General features: G+C 69.7%; 19 protein-coding genes and 1 CRISPR repeat array. Of the genes, 11 read left to right on the forward strand and 8 right to left on the reverse strand.

The annotated features are described in order from the left end of the window. Positions 1-27: 27 nt before the first annotated feature. A CRISPR array of direct repeats spans positions 28-971; the repeat unit is 29 nt; unit sequence GGGCTCATCCCCGCGCGGGCGGGGCGGAC. A 44-nt stretch (positions 972-1015) separates the two neighbouring features. From cas2e to cas3, 8 genes are read right to left on the reverse strand one after another with little or no spacing between them, the layout of a single operon-like run. After that, positions 1016-1360: a type I-E CRISPR-associated endoribonuclease Cas2e gene (gene cas2e / locus ABD209_RS05495; RefSeq protein ID WP_344063248.1), complete on the reverse strand. Its 345-nt coding sequence runs from the start codon at positions 1358-1360 to the stop codon at positions 1016-1018. After that, positions 1354-2310: a type I-E CRISPR-associated endonuclease Cas1e gene (cas1e, locus tag ABD209_RS05500; RefSeq protein WP_344063252.1), complete on the reverse strand. Its 957-nt coding sequence runs from the start codon at positions 2308-2310 to the stop codon at positions 1354-1356. The genes cas2e and cas1e overlap by 7 nt, the downstream gene beginning before the upstream one ends. Beyond that, positions 2307-2993: a type I-E CRISPR-associated protein Cas6/Cse3/CasE gene (cas6e, locus tag ABD209_RS05505; protein ID WP_344063255.1), complete on the reverse strand. Its 687-nt coding sequence runs from the start codon at positions 2991-2993 to the stop codon at positions 2307-2309. The genes cas1e and cas6e overlap by 4 nt, the downstream gene beginning before the upstream one ends. Beyond that, entirely contained in the window at positions 2990-3694 is a 705-nt protein-coding gene (cas5e, locus tag ABD209_RS05510) for a type I-E CRISPR-associated protein Cas5/CasD (RefSeq protein WP_344063258.1), read from the reverse strand. Before cas5e ends, cas6e begins: the two co-directional genes overlap by 4 nt. Then, positions 3691-4830, reverse strand: a complete 1140-nt coding sequence (gene cas7e / locus ABD209_RS05515) for a type I-E CRISPR-associated protein Cas7/Cse4/CasC (RefSeq protein WP_344063261.1) — start codon at positions 4828-4830, stop codon at positions 3691-3693. Before cas7e ends, cas5e begins: the two co-directional genes overlap by 4 nt. Beyond that, on the reverse strand, positions 4820-5506 hold the full coding sequence (gene casB, locus ABD209_RS05520; protein WP_344063264.1) for a type I-E CRISPR-associated protein Cse2/CasB: 687 nt from the start codon (positions 5504-5506) through the stop codon (positions 4820-4822). Before casB ends, cas7e begins: the two co-directional genes overlap by 11 nt. After that, positions 5503-7152: a type I-E CRISPR-associated protein Cse1/CasA gene (casA, locus tag ABD209_RS05525; protein ID WP_344063267.1), complete on the reverse strand. Its 1650-nt coding sequence runs from the start codon at positions 7150-7152 to the stop codon at positions 5503-5505. The genes casB and casA overlap by 4 nt, the downstream gene beginning before the upstream one ends. After that, positions 7149-11285 carry a CRISPR-associated helicase Cas3' gene (cas3, locus tag ABD209_RS05530; protein ID WP_344063270.1) on the reverse strand — a complete coding sequence of 1379 codons (4137 nt, stop codon included), beginning with the start codon at positions 11283-11285 and terminating at the stop codon, positions 7149-7151. The genes casA and cas3 overlap by 4 nt, the downstream gene beginning before the upstream one ends. A gap of 466 nt (positions 11286-11751) precedes the next feature. On the opposite strand from cas3, the gene ABD209_RS05535 reads away from it, so the two are divergent. From ABD209_RS05535 to ABD209_RS05585, 11 genes are read left to right on the forward strand one after another with little or no spacing between them, the layout of a single operon-like run. Continuing rightward, positions 11752-13014 (forward strand): toxic anion resistance protein, encoded by a 1263-nt coding sequence (locus ABD209_RS05535; protein WP_344063273.1) that lies wholly within the window; start codon positions 11752-11754, stop codon positions 13012-13014. A 27-nt stretch (positions 13015-13041) separates the two neighbouring features. Then, positions 13042-13740: a hypothetical protein gene (locus tag ABD209_RS05540; protein WP_344063276.1), complete on the forward strand. Its 699-nt coding sequence runs from the start codon at positions 13042-13044 to the stop codon at positions 13738-13740. Further along, entirely contained in the window at positions 13740-15569 is a 1830-nt protein-coding gene (locus tag ABD209_RS05545; RefSeq protein WP_344063279.1) for an AAA family ATPase, read from the forward strand. Before ABD209_RS05540 ends, ABD209_RS05545 begins: the two co-directional genes overlap by 1 nt. Further along, the gene (locus tag ABD209_RS05550; RefSeq protein ID WP_344063282.1) at positions 15566-16864 is read left to right on the forward strand and encodes a hypothetical protein; all 1299 of its coding nucleotides are present in this window, start codon (positions 15566-15568) and stop codon (positions 16862-16864) included. Before ABD209_RS05545 ends, ABD209_RS05550 begins: the two co-directional genes overlap by 4 nt. Then, the gene (locus tag ABD209_RS05555; RefSeq protein ID WP_344063285.1) at positions 16861-17835 is read left to right on the forward strand and encodes a glutamate ABC transporter substrate-binding protein; all 975 of its coding nucleotides are present in this window, start codon (positions 16861-16863) and stop codon (positions 17833-17835) included. Before ABD209_RS05550 ends, ABD209_RS05555 begins: the two co-directional genes overlap by 4 nt. Continuing rightward, a complete protein-coding gene (locus tag ABD209_RS05560; RefSeq protein WP_344063287.1) occupies positions 17835-19049 on the forward strand; it encodes a hypothetical protein in 1215 nt (404 codons plus the stop codon). Before ABD209_RS05555 ends, ABD209_RS05560 begins: the two co-directional genes overlap by 1 nt. Further along, positions 19046-21457 (forward strand): serine/threonine-protein kinase, encoded by a 2412-nt coding sequence (locus tag ABD209_RS05565; RefSeq protein ID WP_344063290.1) that lies wholly within the window; start codon positions 19046-19048, stop codon positions 21455-21457. Before ABD209_RS05560 ends, ABD209_RS05565 begins: the two co-directional genes overlap by 4 nt. After that, positions 21454-22935 carry a PP2C family protein-serine/threonine phosphatase gene (locus ABD209_RS05570; RefSeq protein WP_344063293.1) on the forward strand — a complete coding sequence of 494 codons (1482 nt, stop codon included), beginning with the start codon at positions 21454-21456 and terminating at the stop codon, positions 22933-22935. Before ABD209_RS05565 ends, ABD209_RS05570 begins: the two co-directional genes overlap by 4 nt. Continuing rightward, the gene (locus ABD209_RS05575) at positions 22916-24199 is read left to right on the forward strand and encodes a vWA domain-containing protein (protein ID WP_344063296.1); all 1284 of its coding nucleotides are present in this window, start codon (positions 22916-22918) and stop codon (positions 24197-24199) included. The genes ABD209_RS05570 and ABD209_RS05575 overlap by 20 nt, the downstream gene beginning before the upstream one ends. Continuing rightward, positions 24196-25176 (forward strand): double zinc ribbon and FHA domain-containing protein, encoded by a 981-nt coding sequence (locus ABD209_RS05580; RefSeq protein ID WP_344063299.1) that lies wholly within the window; start codon positions 24196-24198, stop codon positions 25174-25176. Before ABD209_RS05575 ends, ABD209_RS05580 begins: the two co-directional genes overlap by 4 nt. Continuing rightward, positions 25173-25940 carry a type 1 glutamine amidotransferase gene (locus tag ABD209_RS05585; protein ID WP_344063301.1) on the forward strand — a complete coding sequence of 256 codons (768 nt, stop codon included), beginning with the start codon at positions 25173-25175 and terminating at the stop codon, positions 25938-25940. The genes ABD209_RS05580 and ABD209_RS05585 overlap by 4 nt, the downstream gene beginning before the upstream one ends. The last annotated feature ends 85 nt before the right edge of the window (positions 25941-26025 follow it).

Raw genomic sequence — 26025 nt, forward strand, 5'->3', positions numbered from 1 at the left:
ATGGTGAAAGTCCTTGTTCTAGAAGAGGGGCTCATCCCCGCGCGGGCGGGGCGGACTTGGGGGTGCCTTTCGGGGTGTGTGGTTGAGGGGGCTCATCCCCGCGCGGGCGGGGCGGACGCGAACTGCGCGGCCAGCTCGTGGTCACGCCTGGGCTCATCCCCGCGCGGGCGGGGCGGACCTACCCGGTGGGCAGCAGATCGCCTCGCCCGCGGGCTCATCCCCGCGCGGGCGGGGCGGACGCACCACCAGATGCGCGAGCCGTTGCCGCCCGGGGCTCATCCCCGCGCGGGCGGGGCGGACTTGTTCAGGACGAACTCGTAGCCCTGAACCATGGGCTCATCCCCGCGCGGGCGGGGCGGACGCTCGCCCGTGGGACAACTCGGGCAAGCCCGAGGGCTCATCCCCGCGCGGGCGGGGCGGACCACCACCAGATGCGGGCGCCGTTGCCGCCCGGGGGCTCATCCCCGCGCGGGCGGGGCGGACACCTGGTGCCGGTCAGCCATGGAAGTGCATCCGGGCTCATCCCCGCGCGGGCGGGGCGGACGGTACTGGTGAGCCATGCGGCGGCACGGGCGCGGGCTCATCCCCGCGCGGGCGGGGCGGACCCGCCCCCCCCGCCCCCGCCGGGCACCGAGTGGGGCTCATCCCCGCGCGGGCGGGGCGGACCAGTTCGTCGTCGATGCCGCGCCAGTATCCGGGGGCTCATCCCCGCGCGGGCGGGGCGGACTCCCCCGCCATCATCGCCCGCAGCGATGTCACGGGCTCATCCCCGCGCGGGCGGGGCGGACTCGCGGTCGGGGCGACCGATCTTGGCGGCCCAGGGCTCATCCCCGCGCGGGCGGGGCGGACTCCTGCTTGTGTCCACATGGATTTGTGTGGACGGGCTCATCCCCGCGCGGGCGGGGCGGACAATTACGGATCGAAGCGGTGACCCGCCTTGAGGGGCTCATCCCCGCGCGGGCGGGGCGGACACTTGCTGAGCAGCCAGGATAGGCGAAGAGTCACCAAACCGCAGTCACTTTCGCCCGCGCCGTCGCTGGCTTGCAGCGCTCCAACCGCGGCGCATCCCGGTATAGCGCGCCGACGGTGCGCTTGGCCGGCGAATGAGCTGGATCCCGTCGAGGTCGACCGGCTCCCACTCGTGGCGATGGACGCGGAAGTACAGTCGCTGCTCACCGCGTGCGGACTCGATCATGATCGCGCGACCGTCCTTGCAGAGTTCGACGACCCGATCCCAGAGCTCATCGCGAACGCGACGGGTGAGGTGACCGACGAAGACTCCCGGGGCGATCTCCAGAAGCCATCTGGTGAGGTGTCCGCGGAGGCCGGCGGGCACGGCCGTCACAACGAGCACTACCACGGTGCGTCGTCCGAGAAGTTCTGGCCGCAAACGACCTTCGTGCCTTTCCGATCCCAGAGATAGATAACGTCCCAGTCCGGTGCATCGTCCGCCGTCTCACCCTGATCGCCAACGAGAAGGCGCCGGACGTCTCGCGCACATCGAGCGAGCAGGTCTTGCGAGACAATGGCGTCTCGCACCGCTCGTCGCGTCTCAGCGGGAATATCATCCGGCTCCTGCTCACTCGCCACCTTGAAGGCGACGGGTATGGCGATCTCCGCCTTATAGAGGTCCGCGACGTCGAACACGAAGGACCGCGCGTGGCCGGTATGGACGAAGCCCAGCCCGGGTGCGCACCCCAGCGCGACGATCACGGCGTGGCACACGCCATACAGGGACGTCGTCGCGGATGACAGCGCCATGTTGACCGGATCGGACCCGGTGAAATCGTCTGGTCGATAGTCGCGCTTCGTCCACTCGACCCCGAACTCCTCGGAGGCATCGCGATAAGCCTTCCGAACCCGTGCCCCTTCCCGGCCACGAAGCTGCTGCATGGTCAGCGCAGAGACATCCTCCCCGGGGAAGCGCATCGCATACATCTCGCGGGCGACGCGCAGACGCAAGTTCTGATTGCTCACCAGCGCAGCCTGCGCCTCCAGCAGACGCGAGGCGTTCGTCAGGGTCCGTCCGTGCGCGTAGTAGCGCACGCCCTGCTCGCCCACCCAGACGCACGTGGACCCGCTCTCGGCCATCAACACCATCGCCTGATGGGTGACATTGGTCCCCGGGCCGAGCAGGAGGGCTCCGACCGTGGCCGCGGGAAGGTGAACGACCCCGCGGTCATCCGTCGCCGTCAACGCGTTGCCGTCCCGGTGGACGACGCACCGCTCCAGATAGACGAAGCTCAACCGGTCCTGGGCGCGCTGCAGCGCCGAGATCGGCGTGGGGGGAGGCCCGGGGATCGGTTTCACGACCGCGGCGGGGCCAGGGTCATCAGGCCGCAGCCATACGCCTTGGCTCGGCCCATCCCCCCGACGAGTGCGGTCCGCAGCGCCGACGGAGCCACCACGGTCAATAGACCAGCGAAGCTAGCCCGAGACAGGGACACCCTCGACCTGCCTGCCTCGGCCTCTCTGCGCCCGAAACTGACCGTATGCCGCTCGCTCACCTCCGACAGCACGCCGAACGTCTCGTCCGTGGCCACCTCGAACCCCCACGATCGGGCGTGCTTGACGAGCCACTCACGCTGTTGATCCGCCGTCAGATGTGGCGACACGCGCCCGCGCCGAGGCCCGCCGGGCTGCTTGGGCAACACGCGGACGGGATTGGCGGTCAACCGGAACCGCCACGCCTGGCCGGCGGCCAGCCGGTCGAGAAAGGGCTCGTATGCCGTGCTGTCCCACTGGGGTTGACTCGGCCAACCGGCCTGTTCGATGAGACCGGTGAAGTCCGGAGCCGACGGAGAGACGACATAGAGCTGGATGTCGTGCGTCTTGGCCTGGTCGACCCGCCAGAGAACGCGGCCGGCGGAGTCCTCGTCAGCCAACTGGGGGTGTGAGCCCATCACGGCCGCGTGCATCGCCTGTGGCGAGGCCAGGAGTCGATGGGTGTCGCGACGGGTCGGGTTGAGCCGGACTCTCGATAACTCGGTCATGCGCTCGCCACCACCGTGAAGTAGTCGTCGCCGTCGTCGCGGGCCAGATCGTTCGGAAGGGTGGCTAACTGCTCGAGCCGGACGACGTCCCGCCATACGTACTCCCGGCGTTCCGGTGCGAAACTCGCTGGCACGTCGCGGGCCGTCAACCGGTCACCCGGCGCGCTGCCGTCATCGTCGATGACGATCGGCAGGCGCACGGTCGAGCCCATCCGCCGCCGGTGCCAGCGCGAGGCGACCCACCGGAAGGTGCTCAGGGCACTGACCAGATCGTCAGCCACGACCCCCTGGAAGAGATCCGGTGGAGCGGGGCAGGAGCGGCGGCCGAGATAGAGCGGGAAGGTCGGGCGCCGAAGCGATTCCGCCAGTCCCGCAACCAGTTCCGGCTCACCCTCGACCCCGGCGAGGAAGGCCGCGTCGGCGAGATAGAAGCGGGTGGACAGCGGCATGACGGCCCCGTCACTCGAGCGGTGGGCGGTCTGGAAGTCCCGCAGGATCCGGCCGGGCTGGTCGATCCGGACCCCGAACCGAAGCCCGAGCAGGTCCACGATAGAATCGGTCCGGGGCCGCCCCTGGGCGGCCGCGATCAACCCGAGAACGCCACTCTTGGTGGGCTCGGAACGCGTCTCGCGCCGGGTGAACCGGCTCGAGTCTCCCCAGGCTTGCAGCGGGCCGGCGAGACGCAGCAGCAGCGTGCTCATCGGGCTTCGCCGGTGCCGGCTCCCCGGACCGCCGACCCGACGGCGCCGACGAGGTCCTTCAGGGGCATTGGGGCAGCGACCTCGTCGAGTGCCTCGGCACGGCTGCTCCCGCGGGCGGTGAGTACGGCACGTGGGTCGAAGCCCATCCCCGAAACCTCGCGCAACTCCTCGACGAGGCGGCCGACCGACGCACGTGTGTATCCGCCGGCGCCCTCGATCGCCTCCTCGAAGGCGCCCACGAGGTTGACCGGGCGGTCGTCCCGGATGCACACGAGCACCGCGTCGGGCAGGGTGCGGTTGGCGAAGGTGTTCTGCTTACCGGTGGGCATACTTGTCACGAACCCTGAGACGAAGGCCTCCACCGCCTCTGCCGTCGCCTCGATGTCACCGTCGAGATTCTTCTGCAGCCCAGGGACGTCCAGGGTGGCGAACCGGTAGAGGGTCGAGGAGTTGAACTCGATCACCCCGATCATGCCGGCGCCGGTTTCCTCCTCCACGTTCGCGTCGTCGACGGCGGTGTAATAGTCCTGTTCCGGGGTGACGGCGTGCGTGCTGATCGCGTGCGCCACCTGCACCGCCGCGTCGACGTTGAGGTCCGCGGCGTCCGCCACCATTCGCCCGAAGAGGGCCACCTCAAGGCCGTGCTCGGCGTCGGCTGCCGACTTCGCCTGAGCCTTGGTCGGCTTCCCATCGACCGAAAGCGCCAGGTCGGCGAGCCGGTCCAGTTGGCGGTTGCTCCAGAAGACGAGATACTGCGTCTTTCCGTATGCCGCGGCCGGAGCCTCACCGGCGTCGATCGCCTTCTGCTGGGTCCGGGTCAGCTTGACCTCGTCGACCTTCATGCCGAGGGCCTCGATGACCGATTTGGCCCGCGACTGGGCCTCGGCCGGATCGAGATCAGGTCGGAGGTTTTTCATGCGATCCGCGAGCTTCTCCAGGGCCTGCTTGGTGCGGATCCCGAGGTTCGACTGATCGATGGAGTCGGCGAAGGATCCGCGCACGGCCTTCTTCCAGGCCTGGCTGCTGACGCGCGAGCGCAGGACGCCCCCGTAGTAGGCCGTCTTGGGGCTGCCGGTGTCGTCCCGGTTGATATTGCTCGGGGGGACGGACTGGATGACGTGGATGTCAACGAACATGAGCGGTCTCGCTTTCGGCGTCGGTCAGGAGCGGAGGGATGGTGTCTGGTGTGTCGTTGGAGGGGTTCTTCGTCGAAGTGCGGTGGAATCCTCGGCCCCAGCGCAATCGGACGATGGGGATGCCGCCGGGCTGCTGCCAGCGATAGAGATCGGCGGCCAGGGAGCCGTAGTCGAGCGGGATCGACTCGGCGCGCAGGATTTGCACGATGCCCCGCAGGTGGGTCATCAGCTGGTCATAGGTCTGTGCCCGGCCCAGAGAGTGGAAGCGGGCCATCACGGGGCCGCCCATGAGGTCGTCGGCGTCCCGGGACTCGGCGAGCTGGCGGATGGCCAGACCCAGGGGGCGCTCCCGGACGTGGACCGCCTGACGCGCTGACTGAGCGTGGGTGGCGAACAGGACGAGCGAGGCCTGAGCGGCCCGCTCCGCCGGACTCGGCTGGTCGGTGCGGCCCAGGAGGTCGGCCGGCAGCAGGTCCATGGTCAACGCCCAGGAGTCGGTATCGTCGCCGAGGTTGCCCGGATCGAGCCGCCGTAGTCGCGCCAGGGTGGCTCGGGTGGCACTGTCGGTGCGCGCCGACTCGGCGTCCATACCGCGCTGCAGCGTCGTCACCCGGATGCCGACAAGTCGGGCCAGCTTCCGCTCGGTATTGCGCCGGGAGGTCGTCGCTGTGGTCATCGCGTCGAACCCCTTGTTCCTGAGGGCGTGGGTATCGCGCTCATCTGCCTCTCCTGGTCGTGTGGAACTGGTTGCGGTGGAATGAGTTTCGACAGGGCGGCGCGGAACCACAGGTCTGCCAGCGCCGCATCGAGATGTCGCTCCTTGACCTTGCGGCCAAGGACGGCGTCGGCCCCGGCCTCACGGACGAGGCGGTCGGCCTCGGTCGCGATCACGGCCCGGCACACTGCTGACCAATCGGCCGACGCGGGCTCTGGATCCCCGTCGCCGAGCCGACCGAGCCACAATCGGAAGGCCCCGTCGAGCTGATGAAAGCCGAACTCCCGCGCCCTGTCCCGCGCCCCGGCTGGGTCGCGGCCGGCGGCACTGGCGAGGTTGCCGGCCAGATTGGCCAACAGGGTGACCGCAGCGACGGCCAGGTCCGCGGCGCGGAGCGCGGCGCTCGTCACCGGAGGATCAGTCAGGACCTTCGCCCGCAGCCGGAGGGCGTCGTCGTAGGTCGCCTCGATCATCGAGTCCTGGGTGCCGTAGGACATCCCGACCGCGTGGAGACGCACCGGCGTGTCGGGGGCGAGGCCACCGGCATCCCGCCGCTCGGCGAGCCAGGAGACCACGGCGGGAGCCAACTCCGCGACGGCCTCGCCGCTAACCGCGCCTCCGGTGGCACGCTCGATGAGGATGCCGTCGAGCCCGCGCCACAGGGCTCGGGCCGGGTCGTGCGATCGGGGCATGTAGGCGGTGTCGCCGGTGAGCTTCTCCTGGTTGGCGCTGCGTCTCCAGGCGGAATGGTGCTCGACCTTGTGCAGGTTGCGAGCGTGCACCGGGTCACCATTGGTGATGAGAACGTCCGTCACTTCGGTGCCGTTGTGGTGCAACAGTATTCGTCGCATGGACCACGTGGTCAGGTCGTTGGGTCCGGTGGGAAACGCATGCTTCGCGTCAACCCCCGGGCCGAGTGGCGATCGCTCCCACGCGGGTAGGTCGGATCGGCTGTCGAACTCACGGCGGGGGAGAACGAGGTTGAGCAGTAGCGTCTCGCGCAGATCGCCGCCCTCCACGAAGACCAGTCCGCATCGGCCGGCGAAGCCGGTCCCGATGGGATATCCCTTGCCGCCCTTGACGCGGGGGTCGCCGATGGCTCCGGTCTTGATCCCGGAGACGTCGAACTGCTGGCAGTGGACGAGCCAACGTGCAGCCTCGGCATACGACAGGCTTGTGATCTGTCGGCCGGCCCGGGTCGTGAAGTACTGCTCTCCCGCAGGCACTTCGGCGATGAGTTTGACCAGACCGGAGGTCTTGCTCGCGCTCAGGCCGGCCACCTGGAGGAATGGCGTCGTCGGCGACAGCAGGTCGAATCGCTCGCCCTGGGCGTCCAGGTAGGCGTCGATCTCGGCGAGGGGGAGTTCCCGCGCCTCCCACAAGCGGGTCCACTCCGGCGGGCCGTGGCGATGCTCCGGGATCGCTCGGTTGACGATGACGAGCAGCAGCCGGAGTATTGCCGCGTCTTGGGTGGGGATCTCGCCGGCGAGTCCGCGGATCTCGCCGGCCCGTTGGAACATCTCCCGCAGCGACAGCTCGTGCACCTGATCGCCGATGCGGACGGCGATCCACGGTTCGTCGCGCAGGTCGTATGCCGTGCGGCTCATCCTGACTCCCTATCTCTCGTCGTCATGAGCCCGAGGTCGGGTTCATAGCGCAACTGCCAGCCCGCGATGGTCGCGGTGAAGCTCTCGTCGAGGCAGAGCACGAGTTGGCGGGCCAGCCAGCGGGATTGCTGCCATCCTGTGAAGTCGGCGCATTGGTCTTCCAGCGCGCGGATGGTGCGGTCGATCTGGCCTTGCCGGGTCATGGCCGCGGGCAGGCGCACGGTGGCGGCGCTCGCCGCGAGCGCGAGCTGCTCAGGAGGCGGATCGAGGGTGACGACGCCGAGGTCGGCATCGGCATACGGGCCCGAGAAGGGCAGCAGGCGAACGAAACCGGACTGGCGATACACGACGATGACCTCGATCCCATCTTCACTGTCACGCACGCGTGCCGATCCCGTCGTCTCCTCGTCGGTGCCGGAGTCGTCGGTCCGTCCGGTCAACCATCCGAGCAGGTTCTCGTCGTGGGGTCCGGCGATTCGGAAGACCTCGGCGCGTCCGATCTGGTCGTCGGTCACCCGCGACTGCTCGGCCTCCGCACGTGCCCATGCCTCGCGCCAGGCGGGGGGCGAGACCAGGGTGGGGTCGTAGGCGTGCGTGACGAGGAGAGGAATGTCCGAGGGGATTCTGACTGGGACTCCCGCCACGTGCGGCGCGAGGACTGCGGCGGCACGCAGAAGCCGACTCTCGCCATAGACGGCTCGGCTTCCGGGCTGGAGTTCCGGGGTCCGCGAGTCTAGGTCGGGCAGACCCAGCAGGTGGAGACGGGGCGAGCGGCCGGTGGCAGGACGGTCCGCCTCCCCGGCGCCGCGCTCGTGCCGGTGCAACCGGCCGGCCCGCTGGAGGAGTAGATCGATCGGTGCGAGGTCGCTGATCATGAGGTCGGCGTCGATGTCGAGGGATTGTTCGAGCACCTGGGTGCCGACGACGACGAAGCCCCGGGGCCGGGTGACGCCCGGGCCGGGCGGCCCCAGCCGGGCGCGGAGGGTTCGCTCCCGCTCGGCACGAGCATCCGCGAGGAAACGACTGTGCAACAAGGTGACTCGATCCCCGAGAACCTCTCGCAACCGCATGAAGGTGTCCTGCGCCGACCCGACCGTGTTGCGGATGACCGTGACCACGGCCCCGTCCTCGACCAACGGGACCAGGGTGGCGACCAGGTCCAACTCGGCCAGGGCGTCCACGGACAGCACGCGATTCAGGCCGTTCCAGGGGACGGCATAGGTCTGGGTCGTTGCGCCCTGGACGGTGATCTGTGGGTAGCCGACCGATGCTGGTGGGTCGATCCGCTGGCCCAGGCCCGCGGCATACGCCTGCGCGAGGTAGGCGCGCTGGTCGGGTGGCAGGGTCGCCGAGAGCAGGATCACCGGAGTCCGGTAGGCCGCGAGCCATTGCAGGATGCCGCCGAGGTAGCGCCGCATGTAGTCGTCTGCCGCGTGGCATTCGTCGATCACCACGACCTTGCCGGCCAGGGCGAGGTGTCGCAGGGCGAGATGACGGGTCTTGAGCGCGCCGAAGAGGGCTTGGTCGATCGTCGCCGCGACCATGCTCGACAGGACGCCTTTGCGGCGGCCGGTTAGCCAGCCGGAGACGATGGCCGCGTCGCCCGGGTCGTCGAGGTCGCTCAACTCGGTCTCGCCGGCGTTGACGGCGTGGATCCGCTCGCCAGTGACCAACCCACGGTATTGCTCGTTCAACTGGGCCTTGCCGTGGGCGAGGAAGACAGTGCTGTCGGTGGCGTCGTCCAGGTGGCGGATCCAGGGCAGAAGCCGGTCGAACATCGCGTCCGACGTGGCCATGGTCGGCAGGGCGATGAAGACCCCGCCCTGGCCGAACCTCGACGCCAGGACTTCGGCGGCCATCAGTGCGGCCTCGGTCTTGCCCGAGCCCATCGGCGCCTCGAGGATAAGCAGGCTCGGCTCGGTCAGCTGTGCGGCGATCCGGACGAAGTCGCGTTGCAGCTGGCGTGGTGCTCCGTTGACGGCGGGGAATCGTTCGGGGAGGAGCTGATCCACATCGTGCGTAGGCTGGCCGGGATGCCACGGTGACAGGAGGTCGCGGCCGAGGTGGGCGCGGGCGACGCGCTGAGTGGACGGGGAGCTGTCGGCATACGGGAATCGGTTGGAGTCGCTCGCGAGCCAGTCGGCGACGATGACGACTGCGGTGAGCAGGGCCTGGGTGGTGACGCCGACGGGCAGCGCGGCCCACGCGCTCAGCCTCGCCTCGGCTCCCGTATGGCGAGCCATCGCGTCGAGTATCTCCGCCTGGACCGCACGCCACGCCTCGACCCGGTCGCCGACCCACAGGGGATCGCGGGCAAGGTCCTGCAATTCCAGTCCGGTCGGGGGCACGCCATGGTGCATTCCGACGGGGATCGACAGTGCAGTCGCCGCGGCATGAGAGATGGAGTGCCGCTCCATCAGCCACCCGCGCAGGAGGTGCTGGCCGATCCGGCAGTGCGGAGGGAGCTTGGTGAACCCGCCGGGCCGGTACGGCGGGCAGACCAGTCCGTGGCCGGCCATCCGGTCCACGAGATCGGCGAAGCCCGGCGCCATCCGGGCCTTCACCGCGAAGCCGGGGCTCGCCTTGCCGAGGTCATGGACTCCGGCCAGGAAGGCCACCGCGATCCGGCCGTCGGCCTCGCCGTCGGGGAAGGCCTCGCCGATCTGCTGACGGATGTTGGCGGGCAGCCAGTGGTCCCAGAGTTGCTCGGCGGCCGCGCTCGCATCGAGGAGGTGTCGGGTCAGGCGCATCCAGGCCCCGTCCTGGGCGTTGGTCTTGGCCCAGACCGACAGTGCGGCATCGGAGAACTCGGGCTCGGTCTCGTCGGTCCCGATCCAGGGCGATCTCGATTGGCCGCGGGGCAGGACCGGCGCCGGCCGGGCCGGGGGCGATTCGCGGGTGTCGAAGTGCGGGCTCGCGAGCCGGCGGGAAGCGAGGTCGAGAAAGTCGACGATGTCGTCGGCGACGATCAGGAGGCGGCCCCGGTCGTGCTTGGCGCTGACGATGCCGGCCTTCTGGAGCTCGGCGAAGGCGCGCGCGGCTGACCGTGGGCCGACGCCGAAGAGCCGCTGCGCGGTGTCGACGCTCATGACCGGGGCCTCGACAAGCCCGTCGAGCAGCGTGGCCACCGCGGAGCCGGCCCGTGGCCGCGGCGTGGTCCCCTGGGCGACTCGATTCGTGTTGAGGGCGACCGACCACCGATGGCGGATCTCGGTGACCTCGCGGGCGAGGGCTCGTGCTTGATCGGTCGCGTCGATGACGGCGGGCAGGAAAACCGCGAGCCAGGCATTGAGAGCGTCGATGCCGTCGTCGCCCCGCGGGTCACCGGCGAAGCGATACGCCTCCAGGCCAGCGATGTAGGCGTTGGTTCGTGTCATGAGAACGAGAGACACCGGGATGAGGGCGTTGCGGGTGAGCCCGCGACGACGCAGGATCAAGTGGATCAGGGCTCGGCCGACCCGGCCGTTGCCGTCGCCGAAGGGGTGGATCGTCTCGAACTGTGCATGCGCGATCCCGGCCTGGATCAGCGGAGACAGCGTCGTGTCGCTGACGAAGTCGACGAGGTCGGCGACCAACCGCTCGACGTGTTCGGGTGGGGGCGGGACATAGACGGCTGACAGCGGGTCGTAGGACGAACCGCCGATCCAGTTCTGGGTGGTCCGCAGGCCGTGCAGCACCTGCCGATCGGGGAGGAGTCGCTGCTGGAGTCCGACGAGGTCGTCCACCGTGACCCTGGGCGCCTGGGCGAGGTCGCGCACGGCCTGGCGGATGACGGCCGCGTTGTTGGCGACGAGACGGGCCGACGCGGAGGTCCCGCGGACGTCCTCGGTCAGGGACAGTCCGGCGAGGGCGATCTGGCGAGCGCCGGGCGCTACTCCCTCGATCCATGAGCTGGCGGCCGCCTCGGAGCTGACGAGCAAAGGGCCGAGGGCGTCGATCCCGGGCGACGTGCCGGTCTCGGCGAGTCGGTGGGCGGCCCTCTCCGCGAGGGTGAGCAGGCGTCGGCTGTCGGTAGTGAGTGTGACGATTCGGTCATGCAGGGGGTCGGGCACGTAGGCGCGATAGGTGCCGCTGCGACGAGCCCGGCGCGGGCCATCGCCACCGGTCCAGGTCCGCTCCTCGAATCGAGCCACGTTGGCCTCCTATGTGGCGATGACGGGATCATGTTCGCACAGTTCACAGTTAACTGTCCTACGCCGACTCACCAATAAAAGTTGCAAAGCGCGATACCCAACCAGCAACGCGGAGCCGAGATCCCCGCATAGCGGGGCGAGAACTCAGTTGAGGGCCTCCGACACACCCGTAAAACGGCTCATCCCCGCATGCGGGGCGCGAGTCAGCCTACGGCAGGATCGCGAGTTGGCCACGTAGGTTGTAGGGAGGCGCTCCCGATGAGGGACGGGAGGCGAACCCGCGTGGCGACCACGCATCGACCCAACGGGTCAGGGGGTGGTCAGGCGGCATACGGACTCGGTCGCGCACGGGAACCGCGTAGATTGCTGCCACGTCATTGACTAGCGCGTGCGCTTCAGCGCGCCGCGACAGATTCGCACGGCATACGTCCGGCCGCAGGGGGCCCGGCAGAAAGAGAGAAGGCGCATGTCCGACCAGCCCGCGATCCAGGACGCCGTCCAGCCCGCGATCCAGGACGCCGTCCAGCCGCTCGCGCCACCGAATGCCACGTTGACGCTCGACGCGCCGCCGGCGATGCAGACCGTGCCGTCCACGGCAGCCCCGGCCATGGCCCCGGCCGTGCCGGCCGCCGCCGTCCCGATGCTGGATCAGAAGGTCGACGGTTTCCTGTCGGCCCTGATGACGGCCGAGACCAAATCCCCGGCCTATGAGGCCAAGGCCAGCGAGATGCGCACCATGGGTGACGATGACATCCGGCGCGCGGCCGAGTCGAGCAACCGCCTGCTGCAGAGCCCGGTCAAGGCCCTGCAGGAGGGTGGGCTCTCCCAGGGCAGCAAGGTCGGCAAGACCCTGCTGGAGCTGCGGCGCACCGTCGAGGAACTCGACCCGAGCCAGGCCCAGGGTGCCAAGAAGGTCCTGGGGATGATCCCCTTCGGCGACCGGATCACCGACTACTTCCGCAAGTATCAGAGCGCGCAGAGTCACCTCAACGGCATCCTGCACAGCCTGCGCAACGGCCAGGACGAGTTGCAGCGCGACAACGTCGCGTTGAATCTTGAGAAGCAGCAGCTCTGGGACTCGATGGGACGGCTCAACCAGTACGTCTATATCGCCGAGCGCCTCGACGCCAAGCTGGCCGCCCAGATCGCCACCCTTGACACGAGCGACCCGGCCAAGGCCAAGGCGCTGCGCGAGGACGTCCTGTTCTATGTCCGGCAGAAGCACCAGGACCTGCTGACCCAGCTGGCCGTGAGCATCCAGAACTACCTGGCGATCGACATCGTCATCAAGAACAACATCGAGCTGATCAAGGGTGTCGACCGGGCGACCACGACGACGATCAGCGCGCTGCGCACCGCCGTGATCGTGGCTCAGGCGCTCGGCAACCAGCAGCTCGTCCTGGACCAGATCACGGCGCTCAACACCACGACTTCCGGCCTGATCGAGCGCACCTCCGAGATGCTCAAGGACAACAGCATCCGGATCCAGGAGCAGGCGGCCAGCGCGACCATCGGCCTGCCGCAACTGCAGCGCGCCTTCCAGAACATCTACGCGACCATGGATGCCATCGACACCTTCAAGGTGCAGGCGCTCGACAATATGGCGGCCACCATCGGCACTCTCGAGGGCGAGGTCGCCAAGTCTCGCAGCTACCTCGACCGCGTCCAGCGCGCCGACACCCGCATCGCACAAGGCTCCCTGGACCTCGGCTCGCCGACCCAGAACTAGTCACGGGCGCGGCGGCGAAAGGTCTCGATGGGCATCGGGGAATGGTTCGGCTTCGGCAAGAAGAATGCCCCGGAGCCGATCATTGAGGTGCCCGCGGCGCCGACGAGCGACTCGCTGCTGGCCGCTCTCGACGCGGTCGAACAGCAGGCCCGCGACGGGGTCGTGCCACCGATGGTCATGGCGCGGCTGAAGCGCGTGACGAATATCGTGCGCCAGACCATTCCCCGGCTCGACAGCCTGGGTGCCAGCCAGAGCGCCTACAACGTGATGGCGACCGCGACTGACTACCTGCCGGGTGCCATCGGCGGCTATCTCAGGCTGCCGCGCGACTGGGCGGATTCGCGCCCGGTCGATCGCGGCAAGACCTCCTTGCTGATCCTCATCGATCAGCTCGACCTCCTCGGGGCCACGATGGACAAAGTCTTCGACGCCGTATGCCGCGCCGACGCCGAAGCGCTCGTCGTCCACGGCCGCTTCCTGCAGGAGAAATTCGGCGGCCCGGCCGGCGGCGGCCTCGCCATCGACCCGGCGACGGCGCTGCCGCCGATGCCCGCCCCCGCTGGAGCGACACCTCCTCCCGATGACCCGGATACCGGCGACTTGCCCATCGTGCACCGCGCCACCGACAACGCTCCGGCCAGCACAAATCCCGCCAACTCTCTCGAGCTGCCCGCGGCACCCACGCAGTCGGGCCGGTTGGCGCCACCGATCGGAAGAGATTCCTGATGACCACACCCGCCGAGACCCTCGCGGCCTCGCTGGATGCGCTCGTCGCTGCCGCCGAGGCAGCCGGCCGCCCCGGTGAGGAAGCCCGCGCCGAAGGCCTGAGCTTTGCCGCAGCCATCGCCGAATCCGCCCCCCGGGCAAGCCTCGACTGGGCCGCAGCGGCGGGGCTCGGCGCCGACGATGCGTCCGCCGCGAACGCCGCCTTCTTCGAGGCGGCCTCGGCCGGACGCAAGTGGCGCCAGGCGCCGACCGCGGTGCTGAGCGAACTGGCGGCGACGCGCGCGCCGGGAGCCACGGCATACGGGCAGGCGCTGGCGGATATCGCCGCGGCCGCCTGCCTGCTCGGCGAGCCAACGCCGCGGGTGGCGGGTAATGCCGCCCTCGCCGCAGCGTCCCAGGCGGCCGTCGTGCCGGTCGCCCCGGCCACGTCGCCCGGTGCCCCGACGACGCCCGGTGCCCCGACGACGCGAGGTGCGCCGGCGACGCCCGGTGCGCCGGCGACGCCCGGTGCGCCACCCGCACCGTCGGGTGCGCAGCCACCCGCTCCGGCAACCGGCGAATCCACGACGACTCCGCGTCCGACCGACGCGCCCGTGCTCGGCGTCGGCGACCCGAACCGCATACCGAATCTGACGGAGTTGATGCTGGACAACCAGCGGCGCGTCCAGGCGCAGTTGGAGGCCATCAACCAACTCCGGGGCGGTCCGGCCTTCCCCGACCCTGGCCAGCCACCCGTGGGGGGCCTTCCCGGCCAGCCACCTGCCGGCCCGGGCCAGCCGGCCGCGCCCAGCAACCCGGCCGACCCAGCGAACGTGGCCGCACCGGGGCCCGAGCCTGCCGGCCCGCCCCCGAAGAGCCTCGACGAGTTGATGGCCGATCTCGACGGCCTGACCGGCCTGGACGCCGTCAAGAAGGAGATCCACCAGCAGGTGGCGATCCTCAAGGTCGAGAAGCGGCGTGCCGAGGTGGGTCTGAAGACCGCGACCATCACCCGTCACCTGGTCTTCGTCGGCAATCCCGGCACCGGCAAGACGACGGTCGCGCGCATGGTCGCGGGCATCTACCGTGCGCTCGGGCTGCTCACCAAGGGCCATCTGGTCGAGGTCGACCGCTCCGAGCTCGTTGCCGGCTACCTCGGCCAGACGGCGATCAAGACGGCGGAGGTCGTCGCCAAGGCGCTCGGTGGTGTGCTCTTCATCGACGAGGCCTATGGCCTCTCGGGTGACCAATACGGTCAGGAGTCCATCAACACCCTGGTCAAGGAGATGGAGGACAACCGAAACGACCTGGTGGTGATCGTCGCCGGCTATCCGACACCGATGGTGGAGTTCATCGCGCAGAACCCCGGCCTGGCCTCGCGCTTCAAGACGATCATCGAGTTCGCCGACTACACCGACGACGAACTCGTCGGGATCATGACCTCGCTGGCCACAGCCACGGACTACGACATCACGCCCGAGTCCGAGGCCGTCGTCCGCGAGATTCTCGCCGGGACGCCGCGCGATTTCACCTTCGGCAACGGCCGGTATGTCCGCAACCTCCTGGAGGAGGCGATCGGTCGCCACGCGTGGCGACTGCGTGACTGCGAGGAGGTCACCACCGAGCAGTTGCGCTCGCTGCTTCCCGAGGACTTCCGCGACCCGGTGGAGGTGGTGGCCTTCGGTGACGACGCCGGCATACCTGCAGGTGAGGAGGTTGTCGGTGGTGCCGATGAGACTGTGACATCTGAAGGTGACGCCACGGGGGTGGTTGTCGCGGACGAGGCGAACGACGAGGGCGGCGCAGGGGCCGGCTCCGCGGACGTGACCGATGACAGGAGTGACGTATGACGATCATCGCCAATGCGCCCGACCAGGCGCCCGCTCCTAGCGCCTCCGCGGCAGCGGCCAAACGCCGCGCCGAGGCCCGCCGCCACTACCTGACCGGCACGCCCGGCCGGATGCGCGTCCTCGCCGCCCTCGCCAGCCTGCTGTGCGTGGCGTTCGCCGTGACCGGCTTCCTCGGGCTGCGGGCGGTCGATGCCGCGGTCGACCGCGCCAGCGCCAACACCGAGCAGGTCGTACGGGTGCAGTCGATCTATGGCGACCTGCTCAAGGCCGACGCGGCTGTCACCAATGGCTTCCTGGTCGGCGGTCTGGAGAGCGAGAAGAACCGCCTGACCTATGACAGCGCCATGGCTGATGTGGCGCGCAATATCGCCGAGGCGGCGAAGGCCCAGCCGGCCGATGGCACCGCGCTGGCCGCCCTGAACCAAGCGGTCCAGGGCTACTCCAACAACATCGACCGCGCCCGCACCAACAACCGGCAGGCATTCACGGTCGGCCAGCAATATCTCAAGATCGCCGGTGACGGGTTGCGGCAGACGGCCCTCCCGATCGCCGCAAACCTCGCCAGCGCCAACGAGGCGCGCGCCGATGACGAACTCAATTTCGCCGGCTCCGGCGGATTGGTTCTCGGTATGGGCGTGCTGACGCTCGGCGCCCTTGTCGGCATCGGCCTGTGGCTGGCCCGCAAGACGCACCGCTACGTCAACCTGCCCCTCGTCGGCGCCGGCGTGTTGGTGGCGGGTGGCCTGGCACTGGCCACCATGCACGTCGTCGATGTCTCGTCCACGTTGATCGCCGTCAAGGGCGGGAACTTCAAGGCCGCGGTCTCCTTGGCAGGTGCCCGGGCAGCTGCCTTCGACGCCAAAGCGAACGAGAGCCTGACGCTCATCGCCCGAGGCAATGGCGCCACCTACGAGGAGCGCTTCCTCGCCTCCGCTGACCAAGCGGACAAGCAACTCGACGACATGCTGGCGGCGGACACGACCCGCACCTCACTCAAGCCCCAGTTCAGCGACTATCGGACCCTGCACTCGAAGATCCGCGACGCCGACGAAGGCGGTGACTGGAATGCGGCGGTGGGCCTCGCGACGAGCACCGCGTCGGGCTCGGCCAATGCCGTTTTCACCACCTTCGATGAAGCCTCCGGCACGGTCCTCGATCAGTTGGTGGCCGGCGTCGTCAAGGACTTCAACGGGCTCGGCGGCCGCTATCTGCCCTGGGTTCTCGGCTTGGGTGGCATCCTCGCCGCCCTGCTCGCGGGCCGCTCGATGACCAACCGGATCGAGGAGTACCGATGAACCGGCCGCGCGCTCTCCTCATCGCGGCGTCGGCCGCGCTGGGCCTGACCGCGTGCACGGGCGGCAACTTCGCCGACACGCCGCTCCCGACCGCCTCGTCCAGTTCGGCGTCCTCGAGTTCGCCGAGCAGCACCAGTGCGCCGGCGACCTGCACCAACGCCACGCAGTCCTACGACCCGCTGGGCAGCACCCCCCCGGCGAGTCAGATCACGGACTCGGCGCTGCGCCAAATCGTCAGCCGTGGCTATTTGCGGGTGGGCGTGTCCGCGGACAGCTATCTGCTGGGGGCCTACAACCCGCTCGACGGTCAGATCGAGGGCTTCGACATCGACATCGCCAAGGCGGTCGCCAAGGCACTCTTCGGCTCAGAGTCGAAGTTGCGGCTGGTGGTCATCACCGCCGGCGAACGCATTTCGGCCCTGCAAAGCGGCGAGGTCGACATGGTCGCCCGCAATATGACCATGACCTGCGGCCGATGGACGGACATCGCCTTCTCCAGCGAGTACTACCACGCCGGTCAGAAGGTCCTGGTGACGCGCGACAACACCGCCCAGAGCATGGAGGACCTCAAGGGTCAGAAGGTGTGCGCGCCTACCGGCACCACCAGCCTGACCAAACTCCAGGAGGTCGCGGCCAAGGTCGGCGGCATCGATATCGTCACCGCGAGCAATCACACCGGCTGTCTGGTTCTCTTCCAACAGGGCTACGTGACCGCGATCACCGGCGACGACACCGTGCTCGCCGGCCTGGCGGCCCAGGACCCCTATGCAAAGGTGACCGCCGCCGCCGCCGTGACTGACGAGCCCTACGGTCTGGGCATCGCGAAGGAGAACGTCTACTTCGTCCGGTATGTCAACGCGGTCCTCGCCCAGTTGCGCAATGACGGTGGCTGGAAGGCGATCTACAACAAATGGTTCGCCGCGAGCCTGGGCAAGGCCCCCAACCCGCCAGTTCCGGTCTACGGCCGCTGATGTCTCTCGACCTGGGCCGGACCGCGTCCCCCGGGAGCACCCCGCGTGCTCCCGGGCGCCTCGGCGTGCCGGTGACCGCGGCCGAGGCGCTTCGGTATCTCACCGACCTCGGGCTGTGGATCGACGCGCGCCGAAGCCAACTGAGCGCTATCGACCAGGCCGCGCTCAACGCTCCCGACCAAGGTGATCGCGAGGCGCTCACGCATGACCTGACCGTCTCGATGGCGCTGTGGAAGGCGATCGCGGACCGGTACGAACTGCTCAAGGTCGCGTTCGACTCCGGCCGAGTAGGCCCGACGCAGGCCGAGCAGATCTCGACGCTCATCTGGGGCCGACTCGATGTCACGCCGGGCCAAGCGGGTGAGGCGGCGCGTTCTCGCGTGCCGTCGACGGCCGACGGCGCGCTCGCCGTCTCGCTGCCCGAAGCCTGTCGACTCTCGGATGCGATGACCTCCTCCCTGCGCGCCCGACTCGCGCTGGAGCCGACCGCCATGGATGTCGGGCTGCGGGTGAAGTCGATCCGCGAGGGCATCGAACGCATTCGTGACCAGATCGGCCTGATCCCGCCCGGCGCCTCGCGGGACAAGGCCAATCACGACCTGGTCGGCCTGGAACAGCGGCTCTTCGGCGTCACCGAGCGCGCCAAGCGGGGCGCGGATGTCGGCGGCTATCTCGGCCCGCTGGAAGTCGATGTCGCCGGACGGGAACGCGATCTGATCGTTGCCGCGGCGCGTCGCGTCTCGGGGGAGCGGGACGCTGCGACCGCGCGCGCCAAGGTCGCCGACCTCGCTGCCCGCGGTGACGCGATCCGTTCGCTGCAGGCGCAGTGCCTGCGGGACGTGACGCCCGCGCCCAAACTGGGCGTGCCCGACGTCCGGGCCCTCGGTGCCGTCCCCACCGATGCCGACGCCGTGGACGCCTTTCTCCGGCGACTCGAACTCGTCTCCCGCGCTCTCGATCAGGCCCACGAGACGTATGCCCGTGCCCTCGCCGAGCGTGAGGAGTTGCGCGGGCTGCTCGGCGCGCTCGATGCCCAGGCGGCGACGTCCCCGGCGATCACCGAGGACGAACGCGCCGACCTGGCACCGCTGCATACCCAACTGGTCGCCACCCTGGCGAGCACTCCGGTGCCCCTGGTGCGCGCGCGGGCGTTGATGGCGGCCTACCAGAGCTACCTGCAGGCTGTGACGACGAATGTGAGAGGCCCACGATGACGGATCCGAACGCCTGTCAGCAGCCGGGATGCACCGGCACCATCATCGACGGCTATTGCGATGTCTGCGGGATGCCCGGTGCGACCGGCACCGGCGACGTCTCGGCTGTCACTCCGGTGGTCGCGACCATCGCGACGCCGCCTCCGCCGCGTCCGCGCACCAGTGCCAAGCCGCCGGCGCCCCCTTCGCACCGGGAGGGGCTGGCGTGCAAGCAACCCGGCTGCTCCGGCACGATCGTGGACGGCTACTGCGATGTCTGCGGCACCCCGAGCGTGCCCTCCGAAGTGACGCCCGGGGCCATGGGTGGGGAGTCGCCGGCTGAGGGAACCGCATCAAAGGTCTCCTCGCGGCTGGATGCCACCGCGTTGGGGTCAGCCCGGGCGCACTCCGGTGGCACGATCTCCACGCGTCGTATCTCCGGCCACTCCACTCGGATGCGGACGGCCCGGATCGGCGCCGGTGTCACGTCGGTCCCGCCGGTTCCCGAGATCGACGCCTCGTCGGCTGTCCTGAAAAATCCCGTCGTCCCGGAGGACAAGCGTTTTTGTCCCAAGTGCGGCGAGCCGGTCGGCCGTGGCCGCGACGGGCAGCCAGGGCGGACGACTGGGTTCTGCGCCAACTGCCGGGCGCCCTTCGATTTCACGCCCAAGCTCAAGCCGGGCGACCTTGTCGCCGGGCAGTACGAAGTCGCCGGCTGCCTGGCGCACGGTGGCCTGGGCTGGATCTATCTGGCCCGCGACCGCAACGTCTCCAACCGCTGGGTGGTGCTCAAGGGCCTGCTCAACTCCGGCGACCCGGACGCGCTCGCGGCAGCGCTCGCCGAGCAACGCTTTCTCGCGCAGGTCAGCCACCCCAATATCGTCGAGATCTACAACTTCGTCAGCCATCACAATGCCGGCTACATCGTCATGGAATACATCGGCGGCACGTCCCTGAAATCCCTGCTCAAACAGCGGATGAAGGCGACGGGGAGTTACAACCCGATCCCGGTCGATCAGGCCCTGGCCTACATCATCGAGATCCTGCCGGCCTTTCAGTATCTCCACGATCTCGGGCTGGTCTACTGCGACTTCAAGCCGGACAACATCATCCAGATCGGCGACGAAGTGCGCTTGATCGACCTCGGCGGCGTGCGCCGGATCGACGATGAGGACTCGGCGATCTTCGGCACGGTCGGCTATCAGGCGCCCGAGGTCGCCGAGCAGGGGTGCACGGTGGCCTCGGACATCTACACCATCGGCCGGACGCTCGTCGTGCTGACAATGGAGTTCCGCGGCTACCAGACGACCTACGTCAAGTCCCTTCCGCAGCCGGAGCAAGTGCCGATCTTCGCGCAGTACGACTCCTTCTACCGGCTCCTGCTGAAGGCCTGCGCCCCCTCGCCCGACGACCGCTTCGTCTCCGCCGACGAGATGCGCAACCAGATGCTCGGCGTGCTGCGCGAGGTCGTCGCCCAGAACCGCAAGGGTGGGGCCGCCTCCTCGTCCGCGGCGTCGGTGCTCTTCGATCCGCCGCCCACCGGCGATGCCGTGATGACCTGGGAGGATCTGCCGGCCCTGAGGCCGGACGCGAGCGACCCGCAGATCGGCTGGCTCGCGACGATCGCCGCGCAGCCGCCCGGCCAACGGCTGCTCGCCCTCAACGCCCCGCCCGGCCGGAGCACCGAAGTGGCCCTCGCGCACGGACTGGCCGCCTTGGAGGCCGGCGACTTCGCCGTCCTGGACTCGGTCGTGCAGCGGATGCTCGCGGACGACCCGTGGGAGTGGCGGGCGGTGTGGCTCTCCGGTCTCGGTGCCCTCGCCCGCAACTATCCGGCCCAGGCACAGAGCGCCTTCAATGCCGTCTATGGGCAGGTGCCCGGTGAACTGGCGCCCAAACTCGGGCTCGCGCTCGCCTGTGAGTTGAGCGGGACCGACGAGATCGCCGAGTCGCTCTACACCATCTGCGCGCGCACTGATGCTGCCTACGTGCCGCACGCGGCCTTCGGCCTGGCCCGGCTTCGAGCCGCCCGGAACGACCTGGACGGCGTCCAGTCCGCCCTTGCGCTCGTCTCGCCGACGTCGAGCGCCTATCCCCTAGCGCGGCAGCACTGGGCCGAGGCCCTAGCCGGAGCACCCCGTGACCTGGCCGATCTGGACCTGGCCCTGAGCACGGCCGCCACCGCTGGATTCAGCCGGCGCCGGCGCGCCGAGATCGCCGTGGACGTCTATCGCGATGGCTTGGCGAGGGTCAAGAAGGACGGGCCCACCGCCGGCGCGCAGGTCGGTGGCCGGCCGGCGACCGCGGACGGGCTCAAGGCCGGCCTGGAGAACTCCCTACGCGACCTGGCAGCGACCACCGAAAACCCGATCGAGCGGCTGCGGCTGGTCGATGAGGCCAACGCCGTCCGACCGTGGAGCCTGGTATGACCGACGTGCTGTGCCCATCGTGCTCGGCGGCCAATCCCGCCGGCTCGCAGTTCTGCGAGGCGTGCGGCGCCGACCTCTTCCCGGGCGGCTCGGGTGGCGCGGCAACCGCCGGTGGCCCGAGAGATTCCTCGGCCGCCGGGGTGGCAGGCCGGCTGACGCCCCCGAGTTGGCAGTCGGGGGGACTCCCCGCGCAGCACGCAACTGGCGACGGCACCGGCCCGGGACCGAGCGGGCCGGCCCCGGTCAGCGCCGGGAATGTCGACCCGGCGGCTCTGCCCAGCCCGCAGCGAGCAGCCACCCCGGCGCCGCCCATTGCGGGTGAGGAGTCACCGCTAGACATCGGCTGGACCGGCGTCGTGCCCGGTGGCACAAACCCGTATGACGCAGCCCCCGTCTCGGTTCCCTGTGTCGCGTGCGGGGTCGGGGTCTACGCCGACGGCTACTGCGACAATTGCGGCAGCAAGGAGCCCAACCCGCGCGACCACCTCGAGGAATCCCCGGCCCCGTGGGTTGCCGGGGTCAGCGATATTGGTCGCCGGCACTCGCGCAACGAGGACGCGCTCGCGCTCACCGCCGAGGCCGAGCATGGGAGTCGAGCGTTGCTCGTCGTCTGTGACGGGGTTTCCAACACCACCGACTCCGACAAGGCCTCGTTGGCGGCCGTGAGGGCGGCCCGAACCGTGCTCGACCAACCCCTGGCCGTGGGTGCGGGCACCCCGGAGGCCACCGCGGCTGCGGCGGTCAAGAGGCTCGGCGATGCCGTGGCGGCTGCCTCGAAGGCCGTTGTCGCCGTGGCCGGGCCTGAAGACCCCGCACCGCCGTCGTGCACCTTCACCGGCGCGATCGTGGTGGGGGACACGGCATACGTCGGGAATGTCGGTGACAGCCGCATCTATTGGCTGCCCGACGCCGGACCGGGCGCGCGGCAATTGAGCCGCGACGACTCGGTCGCCGCCGATCGGATCGCGTCGGGCGTCGAGCGCAAGGAGGCCGAGACGGGGCCCATGGCGCACTCGATCACCCGCTGGCTCGGCTCCGATCAGCCCGACGATGTGACGCCGCATACGCAGGTGGTGACGCTTGCCGAGCCAGGCTGGCTGCTTTTGTGCAGCGACGGATTGTGGAACTACTGCTCGGAGGCGGCCGACCTGCGCGCGCTCGTGACCAATACGCTCGCAGCCGGAACGGCACCTGAGCCCCTGGCACTGGCGCGCAGCCTGGTCGACTTCGCCAACAATGCCGGCGGGGTCGACAACATCACGGTGGCGTTGGCGCGGGTCGGTCCGCCGCCGGAGCCCATCGTCGTCGCCGCCCAGGCGAGTGAGGCGGCGCTCCCCGCGACGGATCCCACCCCGTCGAGCGCCGAGGTGGCGCCGGCGGATCCGAGAAAACCGGCCGGGCCGGACACGCCTGCCACGCCGGATTTGGCAGGATCGACGCAACAAGAGGGAGGATCCCGTGGCGACATTCACGGCTGAGGCATTCCAAAACGAGTACCTACCCGACGGCGCGACCGATGTGCACGCCATCGTGCGCATCGACGCGTCCGGCGCGAGCCAAGCGATCGCGAGCCCGAGCGGGGGGGCCGGCGCCGCCGAGGTGATCATGGTCGACACTTCCGGCTCGATGGGCGAGCGCGGCATCCAGCAGGGGTCGCTGGCCGCGACCGCCGCTCTGCAGGAGATCGTCGACGGCACCCACTTCGCGGTCATCGCGGGCAATCACCTCGCCTGGCAGGTCTACCCGCCGGCGCCGGTCCCGGGCCTGGCCATCATGGACGCGCGCACTCGCTCCGAAGCGATGAATGCCGTTCGCGGTTTCCGCGCCGATGGGGGCACCGCCATGGGGCAGTGGCTGCTGGCGGCCCGTCAGGTCTTCGCCCAGGTGCCGGACAGCTTCCGCAAGCACGCCATCCTGCTCACCGACGGCGCCAACGAGCACGAGACGCCGGACCAACTGACCTGGGCGATCCAGTCCTGCGCCGGCAACTTCCAGGCGGACTGCCGCGGGCTGGGGGATCGCTGGCAGGTCGACGAGGTCCGCCGGATCGCGTCGGCGCTGCTCGGCACGGTGGATCTGATCCCACGGCCAGAGGAGATGGCCGAGGAGTTCCGCGCGCTGATGCGCACCTCGATGTCCCGCGGCGTCGCCAACGCCGAGATCCGGGTCTGGGCGCCTCAGGGAGCCCAGGTGCTCTTCGTCAAGCAGGTCTCGCCGACTCTGGAGGACCTGACCAACCGCCGTCGCGAGGTCAATCCGCTCACCGGTGGCTACCCGACCGGGGCCTGGTCGGACGAGAGCCGCGACTACCACGTCGCCGTCCGCCTGCCGGCCAAGAGCGTCGGGCAAGAGCAACTCGCCGCCCGCGTGCAACTCGCCCTCGGCGACGACGTTCAGGCGCAGGCGCTCGTCAAGGCCAAGTGGTCCAACGACGATGCCCTCACGGCGCGGATCAATCCCCAGGTAGCGCAGTACACCGGCCAAGCCGAACTGGCCGCCGCGATCCAAGACGGCTTGGCCGCCAAGGCGGCGGGCCGCGACGACGAGGCAACCTCCAAGCTCGGCCGCGCCGTCCAACTCGCGACCCAAGCAGGCAACGACGAGATGACGACCCGGCTGAAGAAGGTCGTCGACATCGAGGATCCCGAGACTGGCACGGTGCGGTTGAAGAAGCAGGTGGAGAAGCTGGACGAGATGGCCCTCGACACGGCGTCGACCAAGACCACGCGGGTGCGCAAGTGAGCGCCGTCTGCCCGAACGGGCACACCAGCGACTCGACCGACTACTGCGACACCTGTGGAGCGCCCATTCCCGAGGGCGCCGTGACTCCGGGCGCGGCGGGCACTGCCGCGCCAGCGGCGTCGGTGGGCGCGGTGAACTCGCTCGACCTGCCGCCCGTCGGGGCGCCCGCGGCGCCGGCCGGACCGAAGGACTGCCCGAACTGCCAGACGGCTAATGCGCCCGAGAGCTTGTTCTGCGAGGCGTGCGGCTATGACTTCACCACGGGCGCCCTGCCCGCGAGCGTCGTTGCCGCCGAAGCCGAGTCGGCCGCCGAGGGAACGCCCGACGGCTCCGGCGAACTCGGCGGACTCGCCGGCGCCGAAGAACTCGATGCGGCCGGGGCCTCGGTCTCCGCCGAGGGCGAGGCCGGCGAGGGCGAGCCTGGCCCCGGCGAGCCGGGCGACCTCGGCCAGCCCGCAGCCGACCCCGGCTCGGCAGCTTCGCAGGCGGCCGGAGATCCGGCCGGCGACCTCGGCGGTGCCGACGGCGGCATCGCAACCGGTGTCGGCGGTGTGCCACCGCGGATCGCTTTCCAGTGGGTCGCCGAGGTGTGGATCGACCCCGATTGGTATGCCGATCAGCAGGCCACCGAGCCGCTCCCGTCCGCCGGTCTCCCGGCTGTCGTGCCGCTGCGGGTCGCGAGTGCGCTCATCGGGCGCAAGTCCTCCAGCCGCAATATCGCGCCCGACATCGACTGCTCCTCCGACCCCGGTGTTTCGCGCCGGCACGCTCAGCTGACGACGGACGGCACGCGCTGGTTCGTCGAGGATCTGCAGAGCTCCAATGGCACATTTGTCGGGCCGGCGTCGGGACCGCTGCCCGACGACCCGATCGCGGTGGGTCCCAAGACCGAGGTCGGCGACAACCGGATCTATCTCGGCGCGTGGACCCGGGTCGTCGTTCGCCGCGCGACCGATGAGGAGATTGCGATCGGGTGAGTGAACTGACCTTTCTCGTCATCGAACACGAGGACGAGTGCCCACCCGAGTGGTTTGGGCAGTGGTGGGACGCGCGCGGGGTGAGCCTGCGCCGGGTGCAGGCGCACGCCTATAGGCCCGTGCCCGATCAGCCAGTCGCCATACCGACCGAGTTGGGCGACGCGGACGCCCTCGTCGTCCTCGGCGGGGAGGCCGGAGCCAATGACGACGCCGACTATCCGTGGCTGCCCGCAACCCGCGCGTTGATCGCGACCACGGTTGCCGCGGGGCGGCCCTTCCTCGGGATCTGCCTCGGCCATCAACTCGCGGCGGCCGCGCTGGGTGGCCGGGCCGGTCCCAACCCGGGCGGGCAGGCGACCGGCCTGACCCCCGTCACTCTGACCGATGCCGGGCGTTCCGATCCTTTGCTCCACGCCTTCGACGGTGCGCGCTCGGTTCAGTGGAACAACGACATCGCGCTTGAGCTGCCTGCCGACGCCGTTGTGCTCGCGACCGCCCCGGATGGCAGTCCGCAAGCGGTGCGCTTCGCACCCGCGGCGTACGGCGTCCAGTTCCATCCCGAGATCTCGCCGGAGCAGTTCGACAGCTGGACGGTGCAAAAGCCTTCCGCCGCACTGGCACTCGGCCATGGCATCCACATGGAGGCTTCGCGGGCCGTGCATGCCGCGCGCGGCGAGCTGCGAGAGACCTGGCAACCGCTCGCCGACGGTTTTGTCGACCTCGTCCGCACCCACCGTCCCCAACCGCAGGTCGACTCGTCCTAGGCCGTGTTATGAACCACGGACGGACGGGGTCCCCGCGACGTAGTGGAGATGGGTCCCACGCTCTGCGTGGGCCGAAGGAGCGAGG

Origin of the sequence: Nostocoides vanveenii (assembly GCF_039531165.1) — a bacterium.
GTDB lineage: Bacteria > Actinomycetota > Actinomycetes > Actinomycetales > Dermatophilaceae > Nostocoides_A > Nostocoides_A vanveenii.

Excerpts from the sequence above, each read along its gene's own strand:
- ABD209_RS05570 (WP_344063293.1), top strand. The coding sequence starts at position 21,454 with ATGACCGACGTGCTGTGCCCATCGTGCTCGGCGGCCAATCCCGCCGGC.
- cas7e (WP_344063261.1), bottom strand. The coding sequence starts at position 4,830 with ATGTTCGTTGACATCCACGTCATCCAGTCCGTCCCCCCGAGCAATATC.
- ABD209_RS05560 (WP_344063287.1), top strand. The coding sequence starts at position 17,835 with ATGTCTCTCGACCTGGGCCGGACCGCGTCCCCCGGGAGCACCCCGCGT.
- ABD209_RS05540 (WP_344063276.1), top strand. The coding sequence starts at position 13,042 with ATGGGCATCGGGGAATGGTTCGGCTTCGGCAAGAAGAATGCCCCGGAG.
- ABD209_RS05565 (WP_344063290.1), top strand. The coding sequence starts at position 19,046 with ATGACGGATCCGAACGCCTGTCAGCAGCCGGGATGCACCGGCACCATC.
- cas5e (WP_344063258.1), bottom strand. The coding sequence starts at position 3,694 with ATGAGCACGCTGCTGCTGCGTCTCGCCGGCCCGCTGCAAGCCTGGGGA.
- casB (WP_344063264.1), bottom strand. The coding sequence starts at position 5,506 with ATGACCACAGCGACGACCTCCCGGCGCAATACCGAGCGGAAGCTGGCC.
- ABD209_RS05555 (WP_344063285.1), top strand. The coding sequence starts at position 16,861 with ATGAACCGGCCGCGCGCTCTCCTCATCGCGGCGTCGGCCGCGCTGGGC.
- casA (WP_344063267.1), bottom strand. The coding sequence starts at position 7,152 with ATGAGCCGCACGGCATACGACCTGCGCGACGAACCGTGGATCGCCGTC.
- ABD209_RS05550 (WP_344063282.1), top strand. The coding sequence starts at position 15,566 with ATGACGATCATCGCCAATGCGCCCGACCAGGCGCCCGCTCCTAGCGCC.
- ABD209_RS05545 (WP_344063279.1), top strand. The coding sequence starts at position 13,740 with ATGACCACACCCGCCGAGACCCTCGCGGCCTCGCTGGATGCGCTCGTC.
- ABD209_RS05535 (WP_344063273.1), top strand. The coding sequence starts at position 11,752 with ATGTCCGACCAGCCCGCGATCCAGGACGCCGTCCAGCCCGCGATCCAG.
- cas6e (WP_344063255.1), bottom strand. The coding sequence starts at position 2,993 with ATGACCGAGTTATCGAGAGTCCGGCTCAACCCGACCCGTCGCGACACC.